Origin of the sequence: Rhodopseudomonas sp. BR0C11, from assembly GCF_010820945.1 — a bacterium.
GTDB classification, from domain to species: Bacteria; Pseudomonadota; Alphaproteobacteria; order Rhizobiales; family Xanthobacteraceae; genus Rhodopseudomonas; species Rhodopseudomonas palustris_H.
Map to the genome: position 1 here is coordinate 1 of NZ_QTKI01000146.1, position 10,692 is coordinate 10,692.

Consider the following 10,692-nt stretch of genomic DNA (forward strand, 5'->3'; position numbering starts at 1 on the left):
TGCGCGCACCTGCCAGCGTTTGCGTGATGGACGCGCGCCCGCGGAAGGCCTCGCTTTCTCCGCGGTCCGTCAAGGCCGGCTGGTCGGCACGGTGCGGCTCTGGCACGTTGACGCAGGGGGCCGGGCCGCACTCGTGCTCGGCCCCCTCGCCGTCGATTCCTCCTGCCGCGAGCTCGGCGTCGGCGGCGCCTTGATGCGCGTGGCGCTGGCGGAAGCCGCCGCCCGCGGCCATGGCGCCGTCATCCTGCTGGGCGATGGGCCGTACTACGCGCGGTTCGGCTTCTCGGCCGACAAGATGGGCGCGCTGGCGTTGCCCGGCCCGTTCGAACGCGACCGCCTGCTCGGGCTCGAACTGCGTGACGGCGCGCTCGATGGCGCCGCAGGCCTGATCGTGGCCACTGGTGCAGCCGCCAAGCCGGCGCGAGCCGAGCGGGTGCGTCTTCGTCGCGCCGCGTAAGGAGGGTCCGATGCGTTTTCCCCGTCCGACCCACCGCGTCTTCGCGCCGCGCGATCCGGCCAAGCGGCCGCGCGTGACCGTGTTCGTGCTCGCCGTGTTCGCGCTCAAGATCGCGGTCGACGCCTGGCGGCGCCGGCGCACCCGCGCTCCGGAGACCAAGACCGCCTGATCCCGCCACCGCCGCTCCCGTCTCCCAGCAAGGCTTGATTTGCCGGGGCAGACGCGGCATTGGCTGCTCACCCAAGTTCCCCCAGCTTCAAGGTCGTCCTGATATGTCGCGTCGCCTGATTTCCACCGGATCGCCGTTCGAAAAGACTGCCGGCTACAGCCGCGCCGTGGTCGATGGTGATTTCGTCTTCGTCTCCGGGACCACCGGCTACGACTACACGACCATGAGCCTGCCCGAGGACGTGACCTCGCAGACCCGCAACTGCTTCAAGACCATCGGCGCAGCGCTGAAGGAAGCGGGCTTTGCGATGGAAGACATCGTGCGCGCGACCTACTACATCACCGATCCGAAGGATGCGGATGCGGTGTTCGCAGTGTGTGGTGAGAATCTGAGCGAGATCCGCCCGGCGGCGACGATCGTCGCGGTTGCCGGCCTCTACAAGCCGGAAATGAAGATCGAAATCGAAGTCACCGCTAAGCGCCGGAGCTGACGCGGGGCGGCCAAAATGCCGCACCGCTCACTTGGCGCAACCGACCCTTCTCGGCTTCCCCGTTGACTTTCGGACGGGGAGCCCTACTTTCCGACGATCATGATGATCTTGCCCCGCAACCGCTTGACGCTGCGCGCCGGTCGCCTTCACGCAGGAAGGTGACCCGGGCGCGCGCGTGCGCCGTCCGGGCTTAACGATCTCGTCGACGACTTTTCCCCTTTTTCAGACTGCTACTTATCCCGTGAATGCCGATGCGCATGACGCGCTCGGCGTGACAAGGACCCGTGAAAGACATGATCCAGTCCATTCGTACCCAACGACCGCCGATTACCATCCGGAATCGCGATGCCGAACGGCTCGGCCAGCTCGCCGAAGCCGCTGCGCAGCGCTATCCGGCCACGGCCGATTTCCTCGCCGGAGAGGTCGCTCGCGCCAATGTGGCGCCTGACCACGATCCCCTGCCCGGGATCGTCTGCATGGAGTCAGCCCTCACCTTCCGGGACGATACCACCGGCAAGGAAAAGCAGGTGACGCTGGTCTATCCGACCGAAGCCGACGTCGAGGCTGGTCGTATTTCGGTATTGACCCCGATCGGGGCGGCCCTTATCGGCCTCTCCGTCGGACAATCGATCAGTTTCGAGACCCCGTCGGGCGAGCGGCGCTCGCTGACGGTGCTCAGCGTGTCCGAACCGAATTGAGTAGCCGTCGCAGGTGACATCTGAAATTCACCTCGCCGTCACATTCCCGAACTGTCCTGCCCGCACATAGCGGCGTAACCCCTGCCCCCTGTCCGGAGTTCAAACCTGATGTCGTCTACCTCGAAGATCCACGCCAAGATCACCGGCCCCATTGTGATGATCGGCTTCGGCTCGATCGGCAAGGGCACGCTGCCCTTGATCGAGCGGCACTTCGAGTACGACAAGAAGCGGTTCGTGATCATCGATCCGCACGCGGACAGTGAACTCGCCGAGAAGCACGGCGTCCGCTTCATCAAGCAGGCGGTGACCAAGGACAACTACCGCGAGCTGCTGGTTCCGCTGCTGACCGAGGGCGGCGGCCAGGGCTTCTGCGTCAACCTGTCGGTCGATACCGGCTCGGTCGACCTCATGACGATGTGCCGCGAGATCGGTTCTCTGTACATCGACACCGTCGTCGAGCCGTGGCTCGGCTTCTACTTCGACAAGAACGCCGGCCCGGAGAAGCGCTCCAACTACGCGCTGCGCGAGACCCTGCTGGCCGCCAAGGCCAAGAACCCGGGTGGCACCACCGCGGTGTCGACCTGCGGCGCCAACCCCGGCATGGTGTCGTGGTTCGTCAAGCAGGCGCTGCTCGATATCGCCCGCGACACCGGCGTCGAAGTCAACGAGCCGAAGAGCCGCGAAGGCTGGGGCCAGCTGGCGCAGAAGCTCGGCGTCAAGGGCATCCACATCGCCGAGCGTGATACCCAGCGCGCCAAGACCCCGAAGCCGATGAACGTGTTCGTCAACACCTGGTCGGTCGAGGGCTTCGTGTCCGAAGGCCTGCAGCCGGCCGAACTCGGCTGGGGCACCCACGAAAAGTGGATTCCGGACAACGGCCGCAAGCACACCGAAGGTTGCCAGGCGGCGATCTACCTGCTGCAGCCGGGCGCCAACACCCGCGTCCGCACCTGGTGCCCGACGCCGGGCCCGCAGTACGGCTTCCTGGTGACTCACAACGAGTCGATCTCGATCGCTGATTATTTCACTGTCCGCGACGGCCAGAACGTGGTGTACCGGCCGACCTGCCACTACGCCTATCACCCGGCGAACGACGCGGTGCTGTCGCTGCACGAGATGTTCGGCGCCGAAGGCAAGATGCAGCCGAAGTGGCACATCCTCGACGAGAACGAGATCGTCGACGGCATCGACGAGCTCGGTGTGCTGGTCTACGGCCATGCCAAGAACGCCTATTGGTACGGCTCGCAGCTCTCGATCGAAGAAACCCGCAAGGTCTGCCCGTATCAGAACGCCACCGGCATGCAGGTGTCGTCGGCGGTGCTGGCCGGCATGGTCTGGGCGCTTGAGAATCCGGAAGCCGGCATCGTCGAGGCCGACGAGATGGACTTCCGCCGCTGCCTCGAAGTGCAGACGCCGTATCTCGGCCCGGTGAAGGGCTACTACACCGACTGGACCCCGATCACCGACCGCCCCGGCCTGTTCCCGGAAGACATCGACACCTCCGATCCGTGGCAGTTCAAGAACGTGCTGGTGCGCTGAGGCAGCGAGGTCGCCTTAACGGCGATTTCAGCTTCAAATAACTACACGCGCCCCTCCCCGCGTCGCAGCGCGCCCCCTCTCCCGCTTGCGGGAGAGGGCTGGGGTGAGGGCGACCCGGGCACTGACTCAGCGACTTGTTGATAGGAGTGCCCTCACCCGGATCGCTACGCGATCCGACCTCTCCCGCAAGCGGGAGAGGTGGGCTGTGCTTGGGGCTCCTTCGCCGACTACGGACCACCAAAAGAAACCGAGCCCGCAAATGCGAGCCCGGTGAGGTGATCGTCGGCCGTTTCTTGGCGGCGGCGGTTAGCCGCCCTTCGGTTGAATCGGGTCGCCGAGCTTCTCCGGCGGTGCTGGCGGCAAGGCTGGCTTGGCGCCGGACTGCACGGCGTCGGCGTCCGGCCGGGCCGGTTGCGGCGGAATGTCGTGCGGGCGGGCGCCGCTGTCCTGGGCGGGCACCGGCGCGCTCGGCTTGCTCTCAGCGCCTGGAGTGGACTGCGGCGGCTGCGGCGTTGCCTGGGCGAATTGCAGCCGCCCTGTGCTGGTATCAACCTGAGTCAGCGACAGGCCGGATAGCGCCACGCCCGCCGCGATCAGCACACCGGCCAGCAGCAGATCCCGCTTGAGGCCGCGCTCCTTGTCGTTGTTGTTCGCCGTCATGACCCTCATCCCTTGCTCGCCGAACCAACGGACGCGCGCGGGCATCGTTCCGGGTTCCGGTGTCGCACCGGGTTCCCGAACGGTCAGAATTAGCGACAAGGTGAATCAATCTTTAGTGCTGGTTTCCCAGGTGGCGAAGTGGACGCCGGCTTCCTTGCCGAGTTCGTCGACCACCGCATCGAGTTCGCTCGGCTCCACCGCGGTCGATACCAGCGTGGCAACGATCTCGACCTTGTCCTCAGCATGCTCGAGCGTTTCGACCTCGACTTCCGCCACCGGATAGTCGGCCTTTTCCAGCCGCTCCTCGAGGTGCTCGCGCAGCCGCCCGGCAGCGGCGCTGCCGGCGGTGAGACGCACCGCATAGGTCGCCTCCGAAGTGCGTTCGTCGAACGGGATGCGGTTGATCGCATTGACCAGCGGCCGCAGCAGGGTGTTGCCGGCGATCACGAACACCGTCAGCGCCACCGCCTGAGCCACCAGATCGCCGCCGGCGCAGCAACCGACAGCCGCCGAGCTCCACAGCGTCGCCGCAGTGTTGAGGCCGCGGACGTTCATGCCCTCTTTCATGATCACGCCGGCGCCGAGGAAGCCGATGCCGGAGACCACATAGGCGATCACTCGGACCGCGCCGTCGGCACCGGCCAGATGCATCGCCAGATCGACGAAGGCTGCGGCGCCGACTGCCACCAGCACGTTGGTGCGCAGCCCTGCGGTGCGGGTCCGGTACTGCCGCTCGGCGCCGATCAGCATGCCGAGCACGAAGGCAACGGCGAGGCTGACTAGCGTGTCGAAGAAGTCCGCTGTCTGGAAGGTGGTGAGAAACCGCATCGGGAGCCGCCTGCTTTCGGAGACGGTTCCCTCTTACAGCGGAAGGATGCCGCCCGCACCATCCTCGTCGGAAAACGCCAGCAGCGTGCCTTTGGCGTTCCAGGCGAGCGCGGCGATCGGCGGCGTGTCATTGCGGCGGGCGAGAATCTCGGCGCCGTCATTCATCCGCACCAGCAGCACAGTGCCGTCGCTGTAGCCGGCCGCAAGAATGTCGTTCTTCGGATGGCACGCGACCGCGCTGACGCGGGCCTGCAGCGGCGCCAGCATCGCCGGCTGCTTGCCCATCGGACCGTCCTTGCTGGCAAACGGCCAGATGATCACGGTATCGGCGCCAGACGTGGCGAGCCCCTTGCCGCCGACCGTCCAGGACATCGACCGCACCCGGCCGGGATAGCCCGTCATCCGCATGTGCTTGGCATCCGCCAGCCGCCAGCCGTGCAGCGCCGGCTCGTGCATCGCGGTGACCAGGAAGCGGTTGTCGGGGCTGAAGATCACGCCGAGATGCGAACCCGCCCATTCGAGGAATTCGGCGTTGCCGGCCATGTTCGGAAACCACAGCGTCACGCCGTTGTAGTGTGCGATCGCCAGCCGCAGCCCTTTCGGCGCGAAGGCGAGGCCGCCGACGGTCGATGGCACCTCGAAGAACTTGTCTTCGCCCTTCGGCGCGCGAACGTAAGCGATCTTGCCGGCCGACCACGCCACCGCGCCGTCCGGATGCAGCGCGACGTTGTCGATCCAGCGCCGCTTGGCATCGGTCGCAAAGGTCTCAGTCTTGCCCGAACCATCCAGCAGCGTCACCTTGCCGTCGTCACCGCCGGTAACGATGCGCTTGCCGTCACATGCCGCGCTGAGAATGCCGCCGCCGTGCAGCGGAACGGTCGAGGTCGTGCCGTCGGCAGCGACCAGCGTCGCGTTTTCCTCGGTGCCGATGAACACCGCGGTGTCGCCGAGGAAGTGGACCGCGCTGACACCGCCTTCGATCGCAACCGGCTTGACCCGGTCGGTGACCGACGCGATCGACCCGGCCTCGCCGGGCGCCTCGAAGCCGCTCATGACGCGATGCACTTGGCGAAGCCGTCGCGGATCGCCTGTTCGGGCAGATCGCGACCAATGAACACCACGCGGCTCTCGCGCGGCTCGCCCTCTTTCCAGGCGCGCTGGTGATCGCCTTCCAGCATCATATGCACGCCCTGGAACACGTAGCGGTCGTCGTCGCCGGTGAAGGCAAGGATGCCCTTTGAGCGCAGGATCTTGCCGCCTTCGGTCTGCACCAATTGCTGCAGCCACGGCATGAACTTGGCGGGATCGAGCGGCTTGTCGCTCTTCAGCGACAGCGATTGCATGTCCTCGTCGTGATAGTGCTTCAGCCCGTGATCGTGATGATGGTCGTGGCCATGATGGTGATGATGGCCGTGGTCGTGATCATGGTGGTGATCGTGATCATCGGCCTCGAGAAAGGCCGGTTCGATTTCGAGAATGCGGTCGAGATCGAACGCGCCGCGCTCCAGCACATCGGCGAGCGCGACCTGGCAGCGCTCGGTGCGATGCAGCTTGGCGTACGGGTTGATCGCGCGAATGCGCGCCTCGACTTCGGCGAGTTCGGCCGGACTCACCAAGTCCGTCTTGTTCAGCACGATAACGTCGGCGAAGGCGATCTGGTTCTTGGCTTCCGGCGCATCCTTCAGCCGTTCGCTTAGCCATTTGGCGTCGGCGACGGTCACCACCGCATCGAGCCGCGCGGCGTTCTGCACATCTTCGTCGACGAAGAAGGTCTGCGCCACCGGGGCCGGATCGGCGAGGCCGGTGGTCTCGACGATGATCGCGTCGAACTTGCCTTTGCGCTTCATCAGGCCGGCGAGAATGCGGACCAGGTCGCCGCGCACCGTGCAGCAGACGCAGCCGTTATTCATCTCGAACACTTCTTCGTCGGCGCCGATGATGAGGTCGTTATCGATGCCGATCTCACCGAATTCGTTGACGATCACCGCGTATTTCTTGCCGTGGTTTTCCGACAGGATGCGGTTGAGCAGCGTGGTCTTGCCGGCGCCGAGATAGCCGGTGAGCACGGTGACGGGAATCTTCGAAGCGGCCGTAGAAGTCATCAGGCAGTTACTCCAGCGCGGAGCCTCGGCCCGAAACACACGGCGTGCGCGTCTCCAAGGCTGAGGCCGAAAATCATGGCGGGACCGCCGGATTCCGGGCGACCGCCGCGGCGGTCCAGGCTCGGGTCAGCGGGACCGGCGCTGCGTCATCCGCTCAGCGCGCCAGTCAGCGTTCTTATATTGTGCCGGACCATATCAATGTAAGTGGGGGCGTCGCCGTTTTCGGGCGTCAGGCTGTCGGAATACAGCGTGCCGCCGATCTTGGCGCCGGTCTCGGCGCTGATCCGCTGCATCAGCCTTGGGTCGGTGACGTTCTCCAGGAACACCGCCGGCACCTTGTCCTTGCGGATCTGGGTGATGATCTTGGCGACGTCGCGGGCGCTGGCTTCGGATTCGGTGGAGACGCCCTGCGGCGCGATGAAGACGATCCGGTAGGCGGCGGCGAAATAGCCGAAGGCGTCATGGGTCGAGATCACCTTGCGCTTGCTCTCGGGGATCTTCGCCGCAGCCTCGCGGACGTCGCGGTCGAGCGCATCGAGCTTGGCCAGATACGTCGCGGCGTTGGCACGGTACGCAGCCTCGCCGGCCGGATCGGCGGCGATCAGCGCGTCGCGGATATTGCCTACATAGGTCTCGGCATTAACGACCGACTGCCAGGCATGCGGATCGGCGTGGCCGTCGCCGTGATCGTGTGCGTGCCCACCGCCGGCGTGGGCGTCATCCTCGTCGGCATCGCGCGGCGTGATGCCCTTGGTGGCGGTGACGACGGTGGCCTTGCTGCCGGACGACTGCACCAGCCGCGGCAGCCAGCCTTCCAGGCCGAGACCGTTGACCACCAGCAACCTGGCGTCAGCGACTTTCTTGGCGTCGGTCGGCGACGGCGTATAGACGTGAACGTCGCCGCCAGGGCCGACCAGCGTGGCGATATCGACGCGGTCGCCACCGACATTGCGGACGAAATCACCGAGAATCGAGAAGCTCGCGACCACCCGGACGCGCTCCTGCGCGTGTGCCGGCAGCATCGCGACAAGGCCGGCGGCGAGGATCAGGACGACACGGAACATCGGCGTTACGCCTCCAGATGCGGTGCGGGAAACAGCTTACGAATCACGCCGCCGAAGCGGCCGAACAGCACCGAGCCGAGATACAGCACGGCTGCGACCAGGATGATGGCCGGGCCCGACGGCAGGCCGGCCTGATACGACAGCACCAACCCGACATAGCCAGACAGCATGGCGCTGGAGACCGCCACCATCATCATGCCGGTGATGTCGCGCGCCCAGAATTTGGCGATGCCGGCGGGCAGAATCATCAGGCCCACCGCAAGCAGCGTGCCGAGCGCGTGGAAGCCGTTGACCAGATTGATCACCACCAGCGCCAGGAAGGCGAGATGCGCGGGCGCGCCGGCGCGGCTGACCGTCCGTAAGAATAAAGGGTCGACGCATTCGATCACCAGCGGCCGCCAGATCACCGCAAGCGCCACCAGCGTCAGCGTGGCGTTGAAGGCGATCACCAGCAGGGTGCGATCGTCCATCGCCAGGATGTTGCCGAACAGCACGTGCAGCAGATCGATATTGGTGCCCTTCATCGACACGATGGTGACGCCGAGCGCGAGCGACACCAAGTAGAACGCCGCCAGCGAGGCGTCCTCTTTCAATTCGGTGACGCGCGACACCACGCCGGCGAGAATCGCCACCGCGAAGCCGGCGATCAGGCCGCCGAACGTCATCGCAAATAGGTTGAGGCCCGACAGTAAGAAACCGATCGCCGCGCCCGGCAGAATCGCGTGCGCCATCGCGTCGCCGACGAGACTCATCCGCCGCAGCATCAGAAACACGCCGATCGGCGCGCCGCCGAGCGACAGCGCCACGATACCGGCGAGCGCCCGTCGCATGAATTCGAACTCGGTGAACGGCGCGATCAGCGCCTGGTACAGCATCATAATGTCAGGCCGCCTGGGAAGCTGCGGTGCAGGCCGGCGCGCCGTCGTCGAACGCTTCGCACATCCGCCGCGCTTCGGCCTGGTTGTCGGCGGTCAGCACTTCGGCGGTCGAGCCCCACGCTACCGCCGTGCGCGCCAGCAGAAGAGTCTCCGGGAAGCTGGCGTGGACCAGGTCCATGTCGTGCAGCGCCGCCACCACGGTGCGGCCTTCGCCGTGCCAATGCTGCACCAGGTGGACGAGGTCAGCGGTGGTGCGGGCGTCGACGGCGTTGAACGGCTCGTCGAGCACAATCACGGCCGCGTCCTGCAGCAGCACCCGGGCGAACAGCATGCGTTGCATCTGGCCGCCCGACAGCGTTCCGATATTGCGGTTTTCGAAGCCGGACAGGCCGACGGCCGCCAGAGCCTGGGAGATTCGCAGCCGCGCAGACCGGTCGATACGACCGAACGCTCCGGTCGAGCGCCACAATCCGGTGCCGACGAAATCGAACACCGAGATTGGAAAGGTGCGATCGATCTCGGCACTCTGGGGAAGATAGGCGATGTCGTGGACGTCCAGGCCGTCCCGATCGATCGATCCCGCCAGCGGCTTCAGGATACCCACGATGCCGCGAAACAGCGTCGACTTGCCGGCGCCATTTGGCCCGACCACTGCCAGCAGCGAGCCGGCGTCGATTCGTCCCGACAGGTGATGCACCGCCGGGTGGCGGTCGTAGCCGAGGGTGACATCCCTGAAAGTCAGTTGGGCCCGCATGGTCATCTCATTGCCACCAGCACAAGCGTCCAAAGACCGGCACTGACCGCCAGCGCCGCCGCGATTCGGGCCCCAAGCCCCATCCGCAGGATCGACCAAGGCGCCGGCTGCGGAGGGTGCGGCGATTCAGCACCGTGGACATGCAGATGCACATGACCGGACGACGTGCCCAGATGGGATGGCGAGGGAGGCGATTGTGGCACGCGCGACAGTCCACTTCATCGAAATCTGTTACATTATAACATTATCGGATGGCCGGCCCGCAAGTGTCCCGAACTGCACAAACCGCCGAGATTCAATATGTTAAACGGTTCGTTGCAAGCGCCGAAGAATTGGGCAGCCTCATGCTCCTGACTCGCCATCAGGCAGGTGCCCGGCAGGTTCAAATTAAGGCGGAATTTGGATCTCTTTAAGGTTCCATTAGGTATAAAAAATTGTGCGTCGTCATGAGGTTAGTTCCAAAGGGAGTGTGGCCTCCCGGTGACAGCATTTTACGCAAAATCCCGCTAAGCCATGATGCAGATGGCGCCGACTAACGGTGCGTCTGACAAAGTCTGGAGACAACACATGAAGAAGATTCTGCTCGGCACCGTGGCCCTGGTCGCCCTCGGCGCGGCCCCGGCCCTCGCCGCGGACCTCGCCGCCCGCCCGTACACCAAGGCTCCCGCCTACGCCCCGGCCCCGGTTTACAACTGGACCGGCTTCTACATCGGTGGTCACATCGGTGGCGCCTTCTCGGGCGACAACAGCATCGGCACCGGCGTTACCGCCAGCGACAACGGCAAGTTCCTCGGCGGTGTGCAGGCCGGTTACGACTGGCAGTTCGCTCCGAACTGGGTGCTCGGTGTTGAAGGCCAGTACTCCTGGCTGAGCGGCACCAACCAGTCGGTTGCCTTCGGTGGCACCCTCAACGGCGCCCCCGGCGTGTTCACCTACGCCGACAACCAGCGTGGTCTGGCGTCGGTGACCGGCCGCCTCGGCTACACCTGGGGTCCGGCGCTGCTCTACGTCAAGGGCGGTTGGGCTTACGCCGACTACTCGAGCAGCCTGACC

General features: G+C 65.6%; 13 protein-coding genes. 6 read left to right on the forward strand and 7 right to left on the reverse strand.

All coding sequences use genetic code 11. The features are described 5' to 3' along the window. The 5 genes from DYI24_RS13145 to DYI24_RS13160 form a co-directional block, all read left to right on the forward strand. Nucleotides 1–457: GNAT family N-acetyltransferase (locus tag DYI24_RS13145; RefSeq protein ID WP_164572604.1), on the forward strand; the 457-nt coding region annotated here is incomplete at its 5' end. Between the two features lie 10 nt (nt 458–467). Then, a complete protein-coding gene (locus DYI24_RS28075; RefSeq protein ID WP_205523502.1) occupies nt 468–626 on the forward strand; it encodes a hypothetical protein in 159 nt (52 codons plus the stop codon). Between the two features lie 103 nt (nt 627–729). After that, entirely contained in the window at nt 730–1,116 is a 387-nt protein-coding gene (locus DYI24_RS13150) for a RidA family protein (protein ID WP_107343031.1), read from the forward strand. 293 nt (nt 1,117–1,409) lie between these two features. Further along, nucleotides 1,410–1,814: a nucleoside diphosphate kinase regulator gene (rnk, locus tag DYI24_RS13155; RefSeq protein ID WP_107354310.1), complete on the forward strand. Its 405-nt coding sequence runs from the start codon at nt 1,410–1,412 to the stop codon at nt 1,812–1,814. A gap of 108 nt (nt 1,815–1,922) precedes the next feature. Then, nucleotides 1,923–3,353 (forward strand): homospermidine synthase, encoded by a 1,431-nt coding sequence (locus DYI24_RS13160; protein WP_107343030.1) that lies wholly within the window; start codon nt 1,923–1,925, stop codon nt 3,351–3,353. Between the two features lie 306 nt (nt 3,354–3,659). On the opposite strand, the gene DYI24_RS13165 is transcribed toward DYI24_RS13160, so the two are convergent. The 7 genes from DYI24_RS13165 to DYI24_RS13195 all read right to left on the reverse strand — a co-directional run bounded on the left by DYI24_RS13165 (nt 3,660) and on the right by DYI24_RS13195 (nt 9,639). Continuing rightward, complete coding sequence (locus DYI24_RS13165) at nt 3,660–4,058, reverse strand: hypothetical protein (RefSeq protein WP_164572605.1); 399 nt, start codon at nt 4,056–4,058, stop codon at nt 3,660–3,662. Nucleotides 4,059–4,118: 60 nt separating this feature from the next. Further along, complete coding sequence (locus tag DYI24_RS13170) at nt 4,119–4,841, reverse strand: MgtC/SapB family protein (protein WP_107354307.1); 723 nt, start codon at nt 4,839–4,841, stop codon at nt 4,119–4,121. 33 nt (nt 4,842–4,874) lie between these two features. Continuing rightward, a complete protein-coding gene (locus DYI24_RS13175; RefSeq protein ID WP_164572606.1) occupies nt 4,875–5,894 on the reverse strand; it encodes a WD40 repeat domain-containing protein in 1,020 nt (339 codons plus the stop codon). Next, nucleotides 5,891–6,943 carry a CobW family GTP-binding protein gene (locus DYI24_RS13180; protein ID WP_164572607.1) on the reverse strand — a complete coding sequence of 351 codons (1,053 nt, stop codon included), beginning with the start codon at nt 6,941–6,943 and terminating at the stop codon, nt 5,891–5,893. Before DYI24_RS13180 ends, DYI24_RS13175 begins: the two co-directional genes overlap by 4 nt. A gap of 146 nt (nt 6,944–7,089) precedes the next feature. Continuing rightward, nucleotides 7,090–8,007 (reverse strand): metal ABC transporter substrate-binding protein, encoded by a 918-nt coding sequence (locus DYI24_RS13185; protein WP_164572608.1) that lies wholly within the window; start codon nt 8,005–8,007, stop codon nt 7,090–7,092. 5 nt (nt 8,008–8,012) lie between these two features. Continuing rightward, nucleotides 8,013–8,882, reverse strand: a complete 870-nt coding sequence (locus DYI24_RS13190; RefSeq protein WP_041810197.1) for a metal ABC transporter permease — start codon at nt 8,880–8,882, stop codon at nt 8,013–8,015. A 7-nt stretch (nt 8,883–8,889) separates the two neighbouring features. After that, nucleotides 8,890–9,639 (reverse strand): metal ABC transporter ATP-binding protein, encoded by a 750-nt coding sequence (locus tag DYI24_RS13195; RefSeq protein ID WP_164572609.1) that lies wholly within the window; start codon nt 9,637–9,639, stop codon nt 8,890–8,892. A gap of 567 nt (nt 9,640–10,206) precedes the next feature. Here DYI24_RS13195 and DYI24_RS13200 point away from each other — a divergent pair. Continuing rightward, on the forward strand, nt 10,207–10,692 hold a 486-nt coding region (locus DYI24_RS13200), incomplete at its 3' end, for an outer membrane protein (protein ID WP_164572610.1).